This window comes from Pelodictyon clathratiforme, assembly GCF_982375515.1.
This window is the reverse complement of the sequence record NZ_OZ455102.1, coordinates 1,918,151-1,934,380: the sequence shown is the minus strand read 5'-3', so window position 1 is coordinate 1,934,380 and position 16,230 is coordinate 1,918,151. Positions and strand designations below refer to the sequence as shown.

The 16,230-nt window shown below is 48.5% G+C and carries 22 protein-coding genes; 18 read left to right on the top strand and 4 right to left on the bottom strand.

Annotated elements, in window-relative coordinates:
• From AC56AD_RS09315 to AC56AD_RS09295, 5 genes are all read left to right on the top strand, one after another.
• Positions 1–483 (top strand): helix-turn-helix domain-containing protein, encoded by a 483-nt coding sequence (locus tag AC56AD_RS09315; protein ID WP_012508562.1) that lies wholly within the window; start codon positions 1–3, stop codon positions 481–483.
• A gap of 250 nt (positions 484–733) precedes the next feature.
• The gene (locus AC56AD_RS09310) at positions 734–2,005 is read left to right on the top strand and encodes an AAA family ATPase (RefSeq protein WP_049759920.1); all 1,272 of its coding nucleotides are present in this window, start codon (positions 734–736) and stop codon (positions 2,003–2,005) included.
• Positions 2,002–2,454 (top strand): retron system putative HNH endonuclease, encoded by a 453-nt coding sequence (locus AC56AD_RS09305; protein WP_012508560.1) that lies wholly within the window; start codon positions 2,002–2,004, stop codon positions 2,452–2,454. The genes AC56AD_RS09310 and AC56AD_RS09305 overlap by 4 nt, the downstream gene beginning before the upstream one ends.
• Positions 2,451–2,537 carry a type II toxin-antitoxin system HigB family toxin gene (locus AC56AD_RS09300; RefSeq protein ID WP_083765320.1) on the top strand — a complete coding sequence of 29 codons (87 nt, stop codon included), beginning with the start codon at positions 2,451–2,453 and terminating at the stop codon, positions 2,535–2,537. The genes AC56AD_RS09305 and AC56AD_RS09300 overlap by 4 nt, the downstream gene beginning before the upstream one ends.
• A gap of 9 nt (positions 2,538–2,546) precedes the next feature.
• Positions 2,547–2,903, top strand: a complete 357-nt coding sequence (locus tag AC56AD_RS09295; protein WP_012508559.1) for a helix-turn-helix domain-containing protein — start codon at positions 2,547–2,549, stop codon at positions 2,901–2,903.
• 268 nt (positions 2,904–3,171) lie between these two features.
• Here the strand turns inward: AC56AD_RS09295 and AC56AD_RS09290 are convergent, their stop codons facing one another.
• Together AC56AD_RS09290 and AC56AD_RS09285 are read right to left on the bottom strand one after the other, a co-directional pair.
• Positions 3,172–3,495, bottom strand: a complete 324-nt coding sequence (locus AC56AD_RS09290; RefSeq protein ID WP_041526503.1) for a helix-turn-helix domain-containing protein — start codon at positions 3,493–3,495, stop codon at positions 3,172–3,174.
• Positions 3,482–3,862 carry a type II toxin-antitoxin system RelE/ParE family toxin gene (locus tag AC56AD_RS09285; protein WP_012508557.1) on the bottom strand — a complete coding sequence of 127 codons (381 nt, stop codon included), beginning with the start codon at positions 3,860–3,862 and terminating at the stop codon, positions 3,482–3,484. Before AC56AD_RS09285 ends, AC56AD_RS09290 begins: the two co-directional genes overlap by 14 nt.
• Positions 3,863–4,036: 174 nt before the next feature.
• Between AC56AD_RS09285 and AC56AD_RS09280 the strand changes: the two genes are divergently transcribed.
• The 7 genes from AC56AD_RS09280 (at position 4,037) to AC56AD_RS09250 (ending at position 8,036) form a co-directional block, all read left to right on the top strand.
• Entirely contained in the window at positions 4,037–4,339 is a 303-nt protein-coding gene (locus AC56AD_RS09280; RefSeq protein ID WP_223293891.1) for a type II toxin-antitoxin system TacA family antitoxin, read from the top strand.
• Positions 4,336–4,866: a hypothetical protein gene (locus AC56AD_RS09275; protein WP_012508555.1), complete on the top strand. Its 531-nt coding sequence runs from the start codon at positions 4,336–4,338 to the stop codon at positions 4,864–4,866. Before AC56AD_RS09280 ends, AC56AD_RS09275 begins: the two co-directional genes overlap by 4 nt.
• A 166-nt stretch (positions 4,867–5,032) precedes the next feature.
• Entirely contained in the window at positions 5,033–5,341 is a 309-nt protein-coding gene (locus AC56AD_RS09270) for a type II toxin-antitoxin system MqsR family toxin (RefSeq protein WP_012508554.1), read from the top strand.
• Between the two features lie 12 nt (positions 5,342–5,353).
• The gene (locus AC56AD_RS09265; RefSeq protein WP_012508553.1) at positions 5,354–5,749 is read left to right on the top strand and encodes a type II toxin-antitoxin system MqsA family antitoxin; all 396 of its coding nucleotides are present in this window, start codon (positions 5,354–5,356) and stop codon (positions 5,747–5,749) included.
• Between the two features lie 621 nt (positions 5,750–6,370).
• A complete protein-coding gene (locus AC56AD_RS09260; RefSeq protein ID WP_012508551.1) occupies positions 6,371–6,802 on the top strand; it encodes a thiol-disulfide oxidoreductase DCC family protein in 432 nt (143 codons plus the stop codon).
• A gap of 50 nt (positions 6,803–6,852) precedes the next feature.
• The gene (locus AC56AD_RS09255; protein ID WP_012508550.1) at positions 6,853–7,743 is read left to right on the top strand and encodes a class I SAM-dependent methyltransferase; all 891 of its coding nucleotides are present in this window, start codon (positions 6,853–6,855) and stop codon (positions 7,741–7,743) included.
• Between the two features lie 134 nt (positions 7,744–7,877).
• Entirely contained in the window at positions 7,878–8,036 is a 159-nt protein-coding gene (locus AC56AD_RS09250; RefSeq protein ID WP_012508549.1) for a type II toxin-antitoxin system MqsA family antitoxin, read from the top strand.
• Between the two features lie 77 nt (positions 8,037–8,113).
• Here AC56AD_RS09250 and AC56AD_RS09245 read toward each other — a convergent pair whose 3' ends face one another.
• Together AC56AD_RS09245 and AC56AD_RS09240 are read right to left on the bottom strand one after the other, a co-directional pair.
• Entirely contained in the window at positions 8,114–9,157 is a 1,044-nt protein-coding gene (locus AC56AD_RS09245) for a M14 family metallopeptidase (RefSeq protein WP_012508548.1), read from the bottom strand.
• Positions 9,145–10,578, bottom strand: coding sequence for a glutamate-cysteine ligase family protein (locus AC56AD_RS09240; RefSeq protein ID WP_012508547.1), 1,434 nt, complete (start codon positions 10,576–10,578; stop codon positions 9,145–9,147). Before AC56AD_RS09240 ends, AC56AD_RS09245 begins: the two co-directional genes overlap by 13 nt.
• Before the next feature lie 324 nt (positions 10,579–10,902).
• Here AC56AD_RS09240 and AC56AD_RS09235 point away from each other — a divergent pair, with 324 nt between their 5' ends.
• The 6 genes from AC56AD_RS09235 to AC56AD_RS09210 all read left to right on the top strand — a co-directional run bounded on the left by AC56AD_RS09235 (position 10,903) and on the right by AC56AD_RS09210 (position 16,127).
• Positions 10,903–11,352, top strand: a complete 450-nt coding sequence (locus AC56AD_RS09235; protein WP_012508546.1) for a cupin domain-containing protein — start codon at positions 10,903–10,905, stop codon at positions 11,350–11,352.
• Positions 11,353–11,557: 205 nt separating this feature from the next.
• Positions 11,558–12,703 (top strand): ABC transporter substrate-binding protein, encoded by a 1,146-nt coding sequence (locus AC56AD_RS09230; protein ID WP_012508545.1) that lies wholly within the window; start codon positions 11,558–11,560, stop codon positions 12,701–12,703.
• A 146-nt stretch (positions 12,704–12,849) separates the two neighbouring features.
• On the top strand, positions 12,850–13,719 hold the full coding sequence (locus AC56AD_RS09225; protein ID WP_012508544.1) for a branched-chain amino acid ABC transporter permease: 870 nt from the start codon (positions 12,850–12,852) through the stop codon (positions 13,717–13,719).
• The gene (locus tag AC56AD_RS09220) at positions 13,719–14,714 is read left to right on the top strand and encodes a branched-chain amino acid ABC transporter permease (protein ID WP_273277895.1); all 996 of its coding nucleotides are present in this window, start codon (positions 13,719–13,721) and stop codon (positions 14,712–14,714) included. Before AC56AD_RS09225 ends, AC56AD_RS09220 begins: the two co-directional genes overlap by 1 nt.
• Positions 14,711–15,439: an ABC transporter ATP-binding protein gene (locus tag AC56AD_RS09215; protein ID WP_012508542.1), complete on the top strand. Its 729-nt coding sequence runs from the start codon at positions 14,711–14,713 to the stop codon at positions 15,437–15,439. Before AC56AD_RS09220 ends, AC56AD_RS09215 begins: the two co-directional genes overlap by 4 nt.
• Complete coding sequence (locus AC56AD_RS09210; RefSeq protein WP_012508541.1) at positions 15,432–16,127, top strand: ABC transporter ATP-binding protein; 696 nt, start codon at positions 15,432–15,434, stop codon at positions 16,125–16,127. The genes AC56AD_RS09215 and AC56AD_RS09210 overlap by 8 nt, the downstream gene beginning before the upstream one ends.
• Positions 16,128–16,230: the final 103 nt, after the last annotated feature.

The window sequence follows — 16,230 nt, the reverse complement described above, 5'->3', positions numbered from 1 at the left end:
ATGACCATAAGCAACATGAAAGAAAAAATTGATAACCTCCTGTCAAAAGAGCCTTCGAGGTGGATGGAAAAAGCGTTACGCGATGAGGTAAATGAGGCTTGGCTGGAGAGGTCTTCCAATATTGCACTGCGTATTCTTGGTGCTTTACAGGCAAATAGAATGACGCAGAAAGAGCTTGCTGAAAAAACCGGAGTCAGCCCTCAGCAGGTAAGCAAACTGCTCAAAGGGAATGAAAATCTTACCCTTGAAACCATAGCAAAGTTTGAGGCTGCCCTTTGTATAGTGCTCATTGCAATACCGGAAAGCGTTAGCGGGAGTGAGGCTGAATTGAGCACTGCACACGTTCAAAAAAAATCTGCATCAAGGATAAGAGGATCAAAAGCTTTGCTATCCGCTCCTCAAGGCCGTGCAGCAGAAAAAGTTCACGAAGCCGGGTCAGGTTATGGAAAAAAGGCAAGGAAAAAGGTAAACATCAGAGGTTAAAAAAATCGAACAGTCAGTACTCGCCAAAGCATTCAAAGGCGAACTCGCCACCTCTTACCCCAACGACGAACCCGCAGAAGATCTGCTGAAACGGATTCTCAAAGAAAAAGCCAAACTCGAAAGCACCAAAAAGCCCAGATCAAAACGATCCGCCAAAACGGAGATAGTTGTTGCTTGAAAGCGAACTGTTCACCAAATTTAAAAGAGGAAAAAAGCAGTTATCGGCCACGTTACAGATCGTTATGGACTCATGATGAAAATCCGGACAGTCACACTGAAGAATTTTCGGGGTATTGAGGAGTTGTGCCTCCCGTTTGATGCGGGGCTGACGGTTATCGCTGCGGTTAACGGGGGAGGGAAAACGACGGTTGTTGATGCATTGGCCATGTTACTATCCTGGTTGACAGCTCGAACGAAACGTGATTCAGGCAAGGGACGTTATATCAAAGACGTTGAGATTAAAAATGGAGCGAAATTTTCTCTTCTTTCCGTTCAAACATCTTCTGGCGAGTGGTTGATAGCAAAAAACCGCATAGGAACACACGCTCTCAGCATGAGTAACTTTACCGTTCTTCAGGATATCGTTCGTCACTTTCGACATCAGTTGGAGAGAGATCATTCCCTGCCTGTTTTTACCTGTTATCCTGTTGATCGGGCAGTGAAGGATACTGATTTGCCTCAACGAATAAGAACAAGGCACGAATTTGATCCCATCTCAGTCTACGATAACCTTTTGAGCAGCGGTGCGAATTTTCGCCTCTTTTTTGAGTGGTTCCGTGAACGGGAAGATATTGAAAATGAGAACCTTCGAGCCAAAGGCATACTCAATAACGTCGACCCAATGGAGTTTCTTGATCCGCAGTTGCAAGCCGTGCGGAGTGCGCTTGAGAAGTTTCTGCCTGAATACCATGACTTTAGGATAAAGCGTCAGCCCCTTCGCATGGTTGTAACGAAAGGAGATCAGGAGTTGAGAATTGATTCGCTTTCGGTTGGTGAAACCTGCTTTATTGCGCTGATCGGCGATATTGCCCGTCGTCTGGCAATTGCAAATCCCCGGAAGCAGAATCCACTTGATGGCGAAGGGGTTATCCTGATTGATGAAATAGATCTTCATCTCCATCCGGCTTGGCAGAGAAGAGCGGTTACCAATCTCACAAAGGTCTTTCCGAATGTGCAGTTTGTTGTCACAACTCATTCGCCACAGATACTCAGTGAAGTTGCACCCGAATCTATTCGATTGCTTTACCAGGAGGATAACCACATAAAGTTTACCATTCCCAGGCAGTCCATCGGTTTGAACTCGGCAGAAATTCTCCGGGAGTTGATGGATGATCCGGGAATCAACAGCGCCGTCCCGAAGCGTATTGAAGAGATTGCTGCAAAAATCGACCATGATCAGTTTGATGTTGCAAGGGAGCTTATCCAAAAACTGAAAGTCGATTTGAAGGGATCGATTCCAGATATTGTGGAAGCTGAAGCGACTATTGCTATGCTGGAGCCCGAGAGGGAAGTTGGCGAATGATTCCCATTACCAAAACTACGGAACCACAATCCTTGCAGCATTACAGGTTGCAACAAGGAGCAGTTTTTGATGGACAGAATTTTACACCAGTAAAACAGGATATACGAGTTCAACTTGTTGCAGAACAGGGTTATCTTTGTGCTTACTGCATGGGTCGCATTGAGCCTGACGACAGGAATATGAAAGTAGAGCATTGGCACTCCCGCAAGAAATATCCGGAACAACAGCTCAACTATGCCAACCTGCTCGGTTGCTGTTGTGGTAATGAGGGATTTCCTGATGCTCTGGCTCATTGTGATACCAAAAAACGTGATGATGACCTTCTTTTTAACCCTGCTGAACCCGGTCATCACTCACGATTGAAGATTCGCTATGAGTTTAACGGGACTATCAAGTCAGACGATGCTCTGTTTGATTGCCAGCTTAATGAAATTCTCAATCTGCAATGATTAACTCTGATTACGGTCAGGTATTCATCCGGTTTGTGGGAACGCATGCTGAATATGATAAAATTGATGCAACAATGATTTAGGAGAATGTCATGCAAATCAAACCGATAAAGACAGAACAAGACTATCAGCAGGCGCTCAAACGCCTTGAGGAGATATTTGATGCAAAAACGGATACAAAGGATGGTGACGAGCTTGAAATCCTCGGAATTCTGATTGAAAACTACGAAGAAGAGCACTTTCCCATTGATAGTCCTGATCCCATTGCTGCCATTGAATTTCGAATGGATCAAATGGGGATGGACCAACAGGATTTGACAAGGATTATCGGATCGAAAAGCCGGACAAGTGACCTGTTAAACCGGAAGCGCCCGTTATCGATCCGTCAAATTCGGCTTCTGCACAAGGAACTGCACATACCCGCTGATGTATTGCTGAAGGTCTATTGAGATTTTTCCAGGGGGCTTCGCCCCCAGGGGAGATTGTTCAATAAGAGAAGAGGCCGGTGTATGTTTATATATTACTCACAGTAAAGAATCAGTCAGCATAACATGTGGGGAGGTGACATGCCGAGAGGAGCGAGACTTGATGCGCCGGGAACATTGCATTATGTGATTATCCGTTGAATGGAGCGGGGTGCTATTTTTAAAACGCAGCCTCGGTCTGATTTACGGTGAGTTTTGTGTAGGCTGCTCTAAAACCATCAATAAGGATAAGTCAGGCAATAGCTGACAGCCCTTTCTGTTTTATTAGAGAAAGGAGCTTGAGTGTCGGGCCTGCCGGTTTTTTGAGTCCGCGTTCCCATTGGCTGACTGAATCTTTGCTCACATTCATGTATAGGGCGAAAACCGTCTGGCTCACCTCCTCACGCTCACGCAAGGCTTTAATCTCAGTTGCACTGAACTCATGTACCGGTGTCAGGCAGGCTTCGTCAAACTGGCGCATCGTTTTTTTGTCGATAACACCAGCATCATACATGCCTGACATGGTTTCATGGATCGCTGCAAATGCATCGCTCTTGTAGGTTTTAGTCATTTTCATTGGGTTCTACAGGTATAAAATTCCCGGTTGTAATGAGTTGTTCGAGCTGTTCCTCGGAAAGTGCAAAAGTGCTTTTTGCCATCTTTTTGAACCATCGAATCTCGTCTGTTTTTATGTTATCCTTGTCCTTTTTTGGAAAGCCATAAACAAAGAATGCTTTTTCTTTTGCGCGATAGAGAACAATTGACCTAAAGCCGCCTGATTTCCCCTCATTTGGTCGAGCAATTCTCTGCTTGATAACTCCGCCTCCATAATCTGCATCTATAAGCCCACTCTCGGCATCTTTTACTGTTTCGCACAGGTCAGTGTCGAGAATGCCCTTTTCCCTGGCGAACTTGGCAAACCACTTGTTTTTGAAAATCTTCATGATTTTATCCCAACTGGTGAGAGCTGCCTTATGCTTGAATATATAGAACCAAGTCCTGTGTTACAAGAGTCCGTCTACCGGGAGAGGCTCTTGCTGAATATAAGGCAGTTATGATGTTTTGTACGCTTTGAAGGTGTACGTCTCGAATAACGTCCTATATTCCTGTGAATAGTCATGAACCAACAGGAGGGTATGGTTATGCCACAGATTCCGGTAGAAGGTAACGAGAGGTTGTCGCTGCGGATTGCTTCGGAAGAGAAGTCTCTTTTGATGCGTGCTGCGGCAATACAGAATACGCATTTGACGGAGTTTGTCACCCGCACCGTTGTTTCTGCGGCTCAAAAGGTAATCGATCAGTACGAACTGATAGAGCTTACAGGGAGGGATCGCGTACATGTCCTGAAATTGCTGGAAGATCCTCCGCTACCTAATGCAAAACTCATGGCAGCAGCACGTGCTTTGCCGAAGCGATCATGACTCTTCCTGCCTGGCACGAAGAGCCGATCACCAAAAGCCATGACCGCCGGTTTGCTTTTGATTGCGGGGATGAAGCCTTGAATGAGTTTTTGTGGCGTCATGCCAGAAAAACTCATATCAGTGGCGGGGCCAAAACTTTTCTGGCAGTGGAAAATAGTGACGTCAGGAAGATTCTCGGCTTTTACAGTATAGCCCCGGCGTCTGTTACCTATGAGAAAACTCCGGAAGTGATCAAACGAGGATTAGCCCGCCATGAGGTGCCGGTCTTCAGGCTTGGTCGTTTAGCAGTTGACCGATCTGTTCCGGGCCGCAGTATGGGTGGGCAGTTATTGCTTGCTGTCGCTCGTCGTTGCTTGCTTGTTGCTGCACAGGTTGGCGGTGTTGCTCTTCTCATCGATGCGAAGAATGATCTGGTTGCACAGTGGTATGCCAGCTATGGGGCAGTGCCGTTGCTTGATGCACCGCTTTCACTTCTTTTGCCGTTCAAAACTATCCATGCGGCCCTTGTTTCAGCAGGGAAACTTTGAAAAGCTGATCTGTGGGATTCGCTCGGTGAGCACGTAGCTCAACAAGAGGTGCTGCTGTTTATTTCCCTATAGTGCTCATAGTTCAGTTTCAGTCAGCAATCTGATTACATTTTTGCAGAATTATCCTAAATGATTAAATTAATCAAAATGGATAAAATGTGCTGAATTGGAGAAACGAACACCACATTACCATCTCGACGAGGTTCAAGCTATCGTCGCCGATGAAAACTCCCGACCGTTTACTGTAGCAGCATTACGTGGCGGCTTGTCGTTGGGTTTAACCGAGGTTGAGATGCGCTTGGTCGTGCTTTCTCTTTCACGATCAGATTTTTACAAATCTATGACAACTCATGCCGACCATCAACTATGGCAGGATGTCTATCATGGTGAGACTCAGGATGGCGTGGCTGTTTATATCAAAATTACCGGTTATGTTGATGGAAGACCGCCTGTTATTCAGTTTAAGGCAAAATGAAGTGAGGTTCAGATGAAATGTCCTGTATGCGGCCATCCCGATATGGTTAAAAAAGTTCTTGATGAAACGCTTGCTTATGGAGGGCAATCGCTGACGTTGCATGCAATGCATGGAGAGTTCTGTTCGCATTGCGGCGAAGGTGTCTGGGACGACGAGAGTTATCGGCGTTATACAGAGGCGCAGGCCGGGTTGTTACGTTCGGTGAAGGGGGATGTCGGGGAAGACATTCGTCGTATCCGTAAAAAACTCAATCTTACCCAGGCTGAACTTGCATCGGTATTTGGTGTCGGGAAAATGGCTTTTTCCAGATATGAAAGAGGTGAAAGCCGACCTCCTGCTCCTCTGGTCAAGTTATTGAAACTCATTGATCGCCATCCGGATTTACTCGGGGAGATGCGAAACGTTTGAGGCATATTTCCTGCTGATGAACGGATTCAGGGGAGTGGTTCAGGAATTCAAGGCGATTATTGAAGTGGACCCCAACCGGTAGACAAAAAGAGGTTGAGTTTAAGTTGGTAGCCTGACCTGTTCATGCAGCGGAAAGGCGCTGCCCCATTTCATCGAATTTATCCACAATCCTTGCTCAACCGCCTGATGCAGAAGCATAGACATCATCTGGTGTCTGATAGCCCAACGACTGTTGTAACCGCTCGGTCAAGCTGGTGTTACCACGACAGGAGGGTCGCGCGACTGTTTACCAGGGCAACGTTACTGTCGGAAATTATCCGACATAGAGGGAACATTCGGGAGTGGCAGGAGACCGGTACGATGATAACACAGATTTCCGTGCGTTGCGCGGGAACTCGTGGTTCAACCCCTGGCATCAGGAACTTCTTCATCGGTTTTCGAGTTGTTCGTTTCAGTCATCTTTATGAAAACCTGAACATTAGCTATCTGGAGCTCCGGGCTTGATGGTCTGAGTAGATGAATGTTGGAGCCCTTGACGCCATTGAAGGGGCCTTATAAAAAAAAAGAGCCGTACCCTGTCAGGAAGTCTTCAATGCAATCGTGAACGTTATCTTGAAACAGATGCATAAGTCCTTTGCCGCTCTTCCGGAAAACATTGTCATTTTTGACGGTGTCTGCAATCTGTGCGAATTTTTGGTGAATTTTATTTTTGAGCACGATACTGCCGGGCATTTCTCTTTCACTCCGGCCCAGTCTCCTCTTGGAGCGTCGTTACTCAAGCATTTTGGCATCAATACGTCGCGTCTTGACACTGTCGTTCTTGTCAGGGGTGACCGCGCCTTTACCCGAAGTGCCGCTGCCATTGAAATCGCCTCCAGACTCGACATGCCATGGAATCTGCTCACCGTATTCCAGGCGGTTCCCGAACTCCTGCGGGATGTGATGTACGATCTGATAGCGCAGAACCGGTATCAGTTGTTCGGAAAAAAAGAGCAATGCATGTTGCCGTCCGATGAGTTGCGCAGGCGTTTTCTCGAACAACTGTCGGGATAGCCAGCCATCGCAAGCGACATTGATCTCTTCATCGGAAAAGAATAAAAACCATGTCAGACAACACAGCGGATCGTTTTTTTGCATATCTCAACTGGCTTCTCAATCCATTTCACGGACTGGAGACAACGGAAGTCTATGATCTGATTGGTACCACTTCTCTTACCGAGCACAGGCTCTATCTGAATCTTGGCTACTGGCGGGATGCGGATACCATCGATGAGGCCAGTGAAGCGCTTGCTCTTCTGGTGGCGGAACGGGGTGGTATGGTTGCAGGTGATGTGGTGCTGGATTGCGGGTATGGTTTTGGCGACCAGGATATTCTCTGGGCCAGGATCATGAAACCTGAAAAAATCATCGGTCTGAATATCACACGCTCTCAGGTTGAACGGGCCCGGATACATGTTGTGGATGCAGGGCTCGGGAATATGATCGATTTGAGGGAAGGTTCGGCAACAGAGATGCCGATTGCAGATGAATCCATCGATCTGGTTGTTTCTCTGGAAAGCGCTTTCCACTACAGGAGCCGTGAGGATTTTTTCAGGGAGGCGTATCGGGTGTTACGACCGGGTGGAAGGCTGGTGACGGCCGACATTGTCCCGACCAAACAGTCCGGTAATCCCTTCAGGCTGATGGAGCAATGGATTTCATGGAGTCTTGTGGCCGGTAAATTCAATATTCCGCAGGAAAACTACTATCTGATTCCGTCATACACCAGCAAGCTCTTGAGCGCCGGATTCGTCAGTATCGAGATCAAATCAATACGCGACGATGTCTATCAGCCTCTTCATGAGTATCTGTCAAGAGATCAAACGTTTGTCAGGAAGCTGCCTCCGGTTGCCAGGACGTTTGCAAAATCAGCATTCCATCGCTCTGCAGAGAGTGTCTACGCTGGCCTTGACTATATTCTCTCCTATGCTGAAAAGCCGGAGAAATCGGGGTGACATATGTCATTATGTACTCCGCATTCTGTTTTTTGCCAATTGCAGCTCGGTTTTCGGTGTTGCCTGAGATTTTTTTTCATAAATCCATGATGCAACATAATCATGCTATCTTGAACGGTAACCAATAGTAAAATATGGTTAAACTCAGGATGGCGTGGCTGTTATTTGGTGTCGGGAAAATGGCTTTTTCCAGATATGAAAGAGGTGAAAGCCGACCTCCTGCTCCTCTGGTCAAGTTATTGAAACTCATTGATCGCCATCCGGATTTACTCGGGGAGATGCGAAACATTTGAGGCACATTTCTTGCTGATGAATCGGTGGTTTTGGCAGAAGGATCATTTGTGAGCTGAATGCAGGTGGCGCGGCCTGATTATTCTTTTGCCTGGTAAGGCTCCATGATATAGCCGAGGCAATCCTGCAGGATAACCTTCACGTCGCGGGTCAACATTGATGGCACGACCGGCACTCTGGTGAGAATGCGGTTGTCGCTGAAAAGAAGGTAGCGGTCGGTGACGTCGTGGTTCAGGTTGTCTATGACCATGAGCGGCGGTTGCCCGTTAAGGTAACGACCCAGTTCCGTTCCCTCTGGCACCCTCTCGAAATTGAGTGTTTCGAGCTCCTCACGGAAACAGATATCAGTATTGTCATCGAACTGGCCGAATCCGGGCCGTATGCCTTCAGAGAGGAGTATCCTTGCTGTGGTATGGAACAGATCGTTATGGTGATTCGCTGGTGGAGTGAAAAGGCTCTCCTCGGGCAGTTCAAGGCAGTGGCGGAGATAATTTTCTACATGCTTTGTCCCTGCCGCATCACCTGAAACTCCGCATTCAAGCGTGACCGCAGGGCAAATCGCGGAGAGTGCGACCGCAAGGACTTCGTGCGGTTCGGTAAACCAAACAATGGTTTTGCTGAACCGCCGGGCAAGAGAGAGAGAGTTTTGGTCGAGCCGGTTGACGCAGCCATAGTGCGGGTTTTTGCCGGTGTTGTTGTGCAGGTCGATGCCGGCAAGCGGAGCAGCCTTGACGATTTCCGCCAGAACATGCCGTGCAAGAAGGTGTTCCGGATAGCGTTCTCCCTGCCAGATGCGATTGTAATCGGCCTGCCCGTCGAGTTTCCTTACGCCACGTACAGCAGCGGCGACGTTGCCGACAAACAGCAGCAATGGTCTCGGCAGCCGACGGTGGGGCGCCCCGAACCCGGTGAGAAGTTGCTGCATGGCTGCAAACCCTGTGGTTTCGTTGCCGTGCAGCAGTATCGAAACGAAGAGTGGCGCCCCTTTTTTACCATCGATACGGATGAGCGAAGGGCCGGGCAGGATTGAGCCGAGCTTTTCTATCGCGATTCCGGTGAAGCCGTCGGGAAGTCGATCGAAGAGGTGCAGATCGGGTGGATGATACTGGTTCAGATGCTCCATTCGTGTACAGGAATGTTTTTTCTCTGGTTTTCGAGGTATGCCTGGGTCATCGCCCTGAAATCGGGGCCGTGACGCCGGATGAAGGTTTTTTGCCACCAGGCGCCGTTCCGTCGCGTCGCTACGCGTCTTGCAAGAATATCGACAAGGTAGTATTTCAGCTCATGACTGTCGATTCCTCGTTCGGCAAGAGCCTGAATGGCTCCGGGGATCAACTGTTGCAGCAGAAGAGTATCCACGGGCATGGCGTTTCCCGAACTCCAGGTGACCCTGGCGTCAAGCCCGAAGCGTGAGGCGGCGTAAAAGTTTGAGCGAGCATGTTCGAACGATATCTCAGCCTGCGGAACTTCGGGCTGCAGGTGAAGTGTCGCGCCATAAAAAAAGAGGATATTGGCTACGATGTCCGGAATCGAAGGTCCTGCCGGTGGTACGCGATGTTCGATCCGCACATGAGGGCGACCATCCTCACCGAATCCTATCAGAGGGCGGTTCCAGCGCCAGATGGTTCCGTTGTGCAGCCGCAGATGGTTCAGCAGGCTGAAATCCTGATCGAAAGTGATCGGCAGGAGCGCCGGAAATCCGTCGAGATTTTCGAGGAAAACCTCTTTGAGTGAATCACGGACGTAATCCCGTCCGAATGTGACGCGCGAAACCACTCTTCCGGAGAGATCAACAAATGCAGGGGTTTTTACAGCCTGTTCGAACAGGGGAATGCGTGTCTCATCCCAGAGTTCCTTGCCGAAGAGGAACGGGGAATTGGCTGTGAGTGCGACCATCGGCGCCGACAGTATATGGGCGATGTTGTAAACAGCCGCCGCCTTGCTGACGGGAACCTGAAAGTGTATCTGCAGTGATGTCGTTGCCGCCTCGGCCATGACATCATGATGGACGATATCCAGCGACTCCTTCTCTCCCTCTATGTGAATTTTAAGCGAGTGACGAGATATCGATCGCAGAATTTCGTGGTTCAGCGCGTGAAACCGTTTCAGCGATGAGATGTTCTCAAGCGTCAGCATCCTGTCTTGCAGGGTCGGCAGAATACCGGTCAGAAGGGTATTGCACCCCATGTCAAGGGCATTGATGGTGCAGATATTCCAGAGCTTCTGTAGTTCATTTTTCAGAAATTCCGGGAGATGGCAATCCAGAGGATGCGGTGCAATATTGAGTTCGAAATTATATTTTGAGAGCTCAGGCACAACCAGGGGATTGTTGACCCGCTGGAGGAACTCCTCGTTTCTGGCAGTCGGAGCGCAATGCTGATCGATGAGCCATGCTTCGAGTTCGAAGCCGCACATCTCCTGGTGATTATCGAAGAGATCCGAGGAAAACCAATCCATCAGAATCCGTGTTTCCTTTCTCAGATTCTGGTGAAACTGCCGGAAATCCTCCTCGCTGAACTCTGTTTTTGTTATTTCACTGCCCATCAATGAGTCGTTATGGTCGTTCTGACGGATAGGGTATCAGGAACAATCTGGAGAATTGCATGATCAGATGCAAATGTTTTGCTGGTTTCATAGCTATGAAATACCGCTGTTGAGGCTTGGACGTTCAGCCGTTGATCGATCTGTTCATGGTCGGGGTTTGGGCGGGCAGTTATGGTTTGTTTTATCCATGCGGCCCTCGATTCAGTCGTGAAACTTTAAAATACTGCTGATTATATTGCAGGGTGGCGTGTACGCTGAGGCCTGAATTTTCTGGCGAAAGTATACGCACCGAAGAATGCTAATTTTTCAAAAAGAGGAGCATGCATGAGAGTTGTACAGAGTGTTATCGCGCTTTTTTTGCTCTTTGTCCTGAACAGTGCGGCAAATGGTGAGGAGTACCGGAATGTTGAGGTAAAGAAACTGATCACCTCGTCAACGTCGAGTAATGGGGATCCGCTGGTCTATCTGCAGACGGCCCAGCCAGAGGTGACGGCCCTTGTAGTCAATTTTCCTCCAGGGGGTTCAACTGGCTGGCACAAGCATCCGGTGCCGGTTTATGCCTATATGCTGGAAGGGGAGCTTACCGTTGAGCTGAAAGATGGTCGTACCTTTGTATTCAGGAAGGGTGATGCCATTCTTGAGGTTATCAATACCCTGCATAATGGTTATAATTCCGGCAGGGTAACGGCATCTCTTGTTGTCTTTTATACCGGTGCGGTTGGTGTGCCGAATGTGATCAGAGAGGAGTCTGCGGCTGCTCCTGTTCTGCGATGATCTCCGTGATGACATTCTGTTGTTTCCATCACGGATCTTGTCGATAATAAAGGAGGCTCAGGCTTCCTTATTATTTTTATGTGTCGTAGATTGCAGATAGTGTTTTTTTTTATGAACCATCAAAAGCCTTCAACCCCTCAAGCAAAAGCTTCATCCGTAGTACTCAGTGCAGGTCAATAACCCTAACCAGAGGAGATGACAGTACATGAAACAGAAGTTTTTATCGATTATCGCAGCCGCCCTGTTGGCTTTCCCGTTACAGGTATCGGCAGCTCCAGTCAAGATAGGATTTATCAACTCAATCACCGGTAAAGAGGCGCAAATTGGCGAGAATCTGACCAATGGCGCGGCTATGGCAATTGAAGATCTGAAGGCCAAGGGAATTCAGGTTGAGCTTGTCAGGGAAGATGATGGCGGTGACCCGAAAAATGCTCTTGCGGCGTATGAAAAGCTGGTGACTCGTGATGCCGTTATCGGTGTTGTTGGCCCTTATACCTCGGGGTGTGCAAATGTTGTTGCCTCAAGGGCTGATCAGTATAAGGTGCCGCTGCTTGTTCCTGCAGCCGCCAAGGAGGAGATCACCATGAAGGGGTATAAGAATGTTTTCCGCCTGAATGCTCCTGCCAATGTCTATTCAAGTGTGCTGATGAAAGCGGTGGCGCCTTACAAACCGAAGACGATCGCCTATGTCTATGCCGCAACTGATTTTGGCGTATCGACGGTCAAGACTGCCCAGGAGAATGCTCTGAAAATGGGGTTGAAGGAGGTTGCCAACGAAAAGTATCAGCAGGGGCAACCCGATTACCGCTCTTCACTCGCAAAAGTCAAGGCGGCTAATCCTGATCTTGTTTTTCTGGTGTCGTATGATGCTGATGCTATTCTGCTGATGCGCCAGGCCAGGGAGATCGGACTTACACCAAAGGCTTTTCTTGGCGCGGGTGCCGGTTATACAACGGCTCAGTTTGCCCAGCAGACTGAAATCTCCAATCTTGTTATTTCTGCTACCCAGTGGACTGATGATGTCAATTGGCCGGGTGCGGCCGATTTTGCAGTTCGTTACAAGGCAAAATATGCGAAGGAGCCCTCCTATCATGCGGCCTGTGCTTATGAAGCCATGAGGATTATGGCGATTACGGCATCCGCCACCAAAAGTGCCGTGAAACTTCAGGCGGCTCTTAAGGGAGGATATTGGAATGGTATTATGGGGCCAGTCAAATTTGCTGACTATGGCGGTTTTACCAATCAGAACAACCATCCGATGCTGGTGCAGCAGATTGCAAACGGTAAGTATGAAACGGTCTATCCTGCTCAGTTCAGCAAAAAGAAGCTAATCTATCCCTTCAAGCGTTAAGTCGCAGTTGCATCTGTTCAGAGTGCAACTGGAAATCTGGCGCCTCCGGAACGTTGCTGGAGGCGCTTTTTTCCTGTTGGTTTGTTGCGTTATTGTTGTGAAATGGGTTCGCTGGCTGATCAGTTCATTTTACGGGGAGATCTATCATGCTGTTTTTTCAATCGTTACTTTCAGGAATACTGACCGGTGGGGTTTATGCTCTTGCCGGAATAGGGATGTCCCTTGTTTTTGGCGTCATGAATATCAGTAACTTTGCTCATGGTGATTTGATGATGCTTGGCATGTATCTGGCATATTTTGCCTTTACCCTGCTGCATATTGATCCCTATCTGTCGCTGGTGCTGATTATGCCTGTAGCCTTTTTGTTCGGATTTATGCTGGAAAAGCTCTTTATCAATCGTGTTATCCATCATCCCCATCAAAACCAGATTCTCCTGACCGTTGGTCTTGGTCTTATCATGAGTAATACTGCACTTCTGGCATTTACCAGTGATCCGAAGATATTGACGACCTCCTATTCAAGCAGCGCATACAATTTGCCCGGAGGCATTTTCCTCTCTGTTCCCCTGGTGATCTCCTTTCTCATTACCTGCGGGATTACGGCACTGCTCTCTCTTTTTCTTTTAAAAACCAGTACTGGCATGGCTCTGCGGGCAACGAGCCAAAACAGGGAGGCTGCTCAGTTGATGGGCATCAATGTTGCTAAAATGAGTGCAATCGCCTTTGGTATTGGTACGGCTCTGGCTGCGACCGCAGGTGCACTGATAGCGCCAACCTATTATATTCATCCGCTTGCCGGGCACAGTTTTCTGCTGAAGGCGTTTACGATCTGTGTTTTAGGCGGTCTTGGCTCGGTTATCGGAGCTGGAGTCGGCGGGCTGATTATCGGCGTGGTTGAGGCAATGTCATCGACATACATCTCAACAGACTGGAAGGATGTTGTGGTCTTTGTACTTTTTCTTGCGGTTCTGCTTCTTCGTCCGCAAGGGTTGTTCGGTAAAAAAGGAGAGCAGTAATGAAACAGATTGCACTTATCGTTATCCTTGCGGCAATAGCTGCTGTGGTGCCGCTTTTCATGGGGGAGAATCCCTATTTCACGGGAATATTGATTTCGGTGCTGATGATGGCGGCGCTCTCTTCGGCGTGGAATCTTCTTGGCGGTTATGCCGGGCAGTACAGCTTTGGTCATGCCGCCTATTTCGGGGCTGGCGCCTATACCACCATGATTTTGATCACGCTCTACAATCTCAACCCGCTTCTCTGCATGGCGGCAGGTATGGTTGTTGCCTGCATTATTGCCCTCATTACCGGAAGCATTGTGTTTCGGTTGCGAGGTCATTACTTTGCGTTGGCCTCCATTGCTGTTGCTGAAATTGTCCGGCTCTCGGTGCTCAATTTTGAGTTTACGGGAGGCGCACAGGGGATTCTGCTCTCGGATCTCTCTTTGTGGGGGCTTGACCTGAACAGCAAGAATCCCTTTTATTACGGGATGTTGCTGGTGCTTGTGGTTTCCCTTGGTATAACGGCCTATCTTCGGAAATCGAAGACGGGGTTCTATTTACAGGCAATCCGCGAGGATCAGGATGCAGCAGCTTCATTGGGCATTAATCTCTCCTTTTACAAAAACAAGGCGTTGCTGATATCCGCAGCCCTGACCTCTGTTCTGGGAAGTCTTTATGGTCTCTATATCCGCTTTATTGATACCTCGGCAGTTCTTGATCTTCGGCTCTCTATTGAAATCATTCTGACGGCAATTATCGGGGGTGTTGGAACCCTGTGGGGGCCGGTGATCGGGGCGGTTTTGCTTGTGCCGCTTGCCGAGATGTTGCGCTCAAATTTTATTGGGGATGCTCTGGTCAAGGCTGGTCTGGTATCGGAAACCTCAGGCATGGGGCTCTTTTTGAAAGAGAACCTGGCTCACGCCCATGTACTGGTCTATGGTATCATTACGGTGCTTTGCATACTTTATCTGCCCAAAGGTATTCTTGGGCTTTTCCGGAGGGTGAAATGATACAGCATCTTCTCCATATCAGTCATGTCAGTAAACATTTTGGCGGTAATGTCGCTGTTTCTGATGTCAGTTTTTCTGTTGATGAGAAAGAGATTTTCGGTCTTATCGGGCCGAACGGTGCAGGAAAGACCACCTTGTTTAACTGTATGACCGGCTTTTATCCGGCAACTGCCGGAGATGTAATCTTTGATAACAAAAAAATCAATGCCCTGCGTCCTGACGAAGTGTGCCGTCTGGGCATGGTACGAACCTGGCAGAGGGTCAAGCCGCTGGGAACTCTTACAGTGCTGGAGAATGTCATGATTGGCGCCTTTGCCATCACCAATGCTACCCGGGATGCCGAGGCGATTGCAAGGGAGAATTTGCAGGCAGTTGGCCTGAGTGATTATGCCGATAAACTTGCCGGATCGTTGCCTATAGGACTGAAGAAAAAGCTTGAACTTGCGCGTGTGCTGGCTACCCATCCGAAAATGCTGCTTCTTGACGAAATATGTGGCGGGTTGAATCATACCGAAACCGATACCATTCTTGAAATCATCCGCCGGGTTCGGAAGCAGGGGGCGACCATTGTGTTTATCGAGCATGATATGAAAGCGGTTACCTCAATCTGCGACCGGATTGTTGTGCTGAACTCCGGGGAAAAGCTTGCGGAAGGTACGCCCGAAGAGATTACCAATAACCCTGATGTCATAGCCGCATACCTTGGAGGTGGATACAATGCTTGATATTCAAAATCTTCATGCGGGATACGGTGAAATGCCTGTTCTGTGCTCCGTCAACATTACGATTGCGGAGAGAGAGATTGTCTCTGTTGTTGGCAGCAATGGTGCCGGTAAATCAACCCTGCTTAAAGCAATCTCGGGGATTATCAAATCAACCGGTATCATCACCTTTAATCATGAATCGCTTCGTACTCTTGCAGCGCACACTATTGTTCAGCGAGGGATTGTGCATGTTCCGGAGGGACGAAAGATCTTTCCTGATATGACCGTTGTCGAAAATCTGATGATGGGAGGCTACCTGCACCAGAAAGAGCGTCAGATAAACCTTGATCGGGTCTTTGCCCTTTTTCCGAAACTTGCTGAACGTCGTAATCAACTGGGTGGAACCATGTCTGGCGGGGAGCAGCAAATGCTCGCCATTGGAAGGGGATTGATGGGTAATCCGAAGCTCCTGCTTCTTGACGAACCAAGTCTGGGATTATCGCCTCTCTTTACGGAGGTGGTTTTTGGCGCTATTCGTACCATTAATGCGAGTGGTGTTACGGTTCTTCTTGTTGAGCAGAATGTCTATCAGTCACTGAGCATCAGCCACAGGGGATATGTCATTGAAACCGGAGCGATTGTGCTTACCGGAACAGGTGAGGAGCTGCTGAATAACAGGGAGGTCAAGAGGGCTTTTCTTGGGATGTAACCTCTTTTGTAAGTCGGTTTGCAGGGTAGGGATCGTGTCCTGGACTCATTGGTTCATACGATATAAATCGTTACCTTTTTGTCGCAAAAGTTACAAAAGTTAC

What these genes read in the sequence shown, in the direction of transcription:
- AC56AD_RS09315 (WP_012508562.1), top strand. Translation starts at nt 1, where the DNA reads ATGACCATAAGCAACATGAAAGAAAAAATTGATAACCTCCTGTCAAAA.
- AC56AD_RS09310 (WP_049759920.1), top strand. Translation starts at nt 734, where the DNA reads ATGATGAAAATCCGGACAGTCACACTGAAGAATTTTCGGGGTATTGAG.
- AC56AD_RS09305 (WP_012508560.1), top strand. Translation starts at nt 2,002, where the DNA reads ATGATTCCCATTACCAAAACTACGGAACCACAATCCTTGCAGCATTAC.
- AC56AD_RS09300 (WP_083765320.1), top strand. Translation starts at nt 2,451, where the DNA reads ATGATTAACTCTGATTACGGTCAGGTATTCATCCGGTTTGTGGGAACG.
- AC56AD_RS09295 (WP_012508559.1), top strand. Translation starts at nt 2,547, where the DNA reads ATGCAAATCAAACCGATAAAGACAGAACAAGACTATCAGCAGGCGCTC.
- AC56AD_RS09290 (WP_041526503.1), bottom strand. Translation starts at nt 3,495, where the DNA reads ATGAAAATGACTAAAACCTACAAGAGCGATGCATTTGCAGCGATCCAT.
- AC56AD_RS09285 (WP_012508557.1), bottom strand. Translation starts at nt 3,862, where the DNA reads ATGAAGATTTTCAAAAACAAGTGGTTTGCCAAGTTCGCCAGGGAAAAG.
- AC56AD_RS09280 (WP_223293891.1), top strand. Translation starts at nt 4,037, where the DNA reads ATGAACCAACAGGAGGGTATGGTTATGCCACAGATTCCGGTAGAAGGT.
- AC56AD_RS09275 (WP_012508555.1), top strand. Translation starts at nt 4,336, where the DNA reads ATGACTCTTCCTGCCTGGCACGAAGAGCCGATCACCAAAAGCCATGAC.
- AC56AD_RS09265 (WP_012508553.1), top strand. Translation starts at nt 5,354, where the DNA reads ATGAAATGTCCTGTATGCGGCCATCCCGATATGGTTAAAAAAGTTCTT.
- AC56AD_RS09260 (WP_012508551.1), top strand. Translation starts at nt 6,371, where the DNA reads ATGCATAAGTCCTTTGCCGCTCTTCCGGAAAACATTGTCATTTTTGAC.
- AC56AD_RS09255 (WP_012508550.1), top strand. Translation starts at nt 6,853, where the DNA reads ATGTCAGACAACACAGCGGATCGTTTTTTTGCATATCTCAACTGGCTT.
- AC56AD_RS09250 (WP_012508549.1), top strand. Translation starts at nt 7,878, where the DNA reads ATGGTTAAACTCAGGATGGCGTGGCTGTTATTTGGTGTCGGGAAAATG.
- AC56AD_RS09245 (WP_012508548.1), bottom strand. Translation starts at nt 9,157, where the DNA reads ATGGAGCATCTGAACCAGTATCATCCACCCGATCTGCACCTCTTCGAT.
- AC56AD_RS09240 (WP_012508547.1), bottom strand. Translation starts at nt 10,578, where the DNA reads ATGGGCAGTGAAATAACAAAAACAGAGTTCAGCGAGGAGGATTTCCGG.
- AC56AD_RS09235 (WP_012508546.1), top strand. Translation starts at nt 10,903, where the DNA reads ATGAGAGTTGTACAGAGTGTTATCGCGCTTTTTTTGCTCTTTGTCCTG.
- AC56AD_RS09230 (WP_012508545.1), top strand. Translation starts at nt 11,558, where the DNA reads ATGAAACAGAAGTTTTTATCGATTATCGCAGCCGCCCTGTTGGCTTTC.
- AC56AD_RS09225 (WP_012508544.1), top strand. Translation starts at nt 12,850, where the DNA reads ATGCTGTTTTTTCAATCGTTACTTTCAGGAATACTGACCGGTGGGGTT.
- AC56AD_RS09220 (WP_273277895.1), top strand. Translation starts at nt 13,719, where the DNA reads ATGAAACAGATTGCACTTATCGTTATCCTTGCGGCAATAGCTGCTGTG.
- AC56AD_RS09215 (WP_012508542.1), top strand. Translation starts at nt 14,711, where the DNA reads ATGATACAGCATCTTCTCCATATCAGTCATGTCAGTAAACATTTTGGC.
- AC56AD_RS09210 (WP_012508541.1), top strand. Translation starts at nt 15,432, where the DNA reads ATGCTTGATATTCAAAATCTTCATGCGGGATACGGTGAAATGCCTGTT.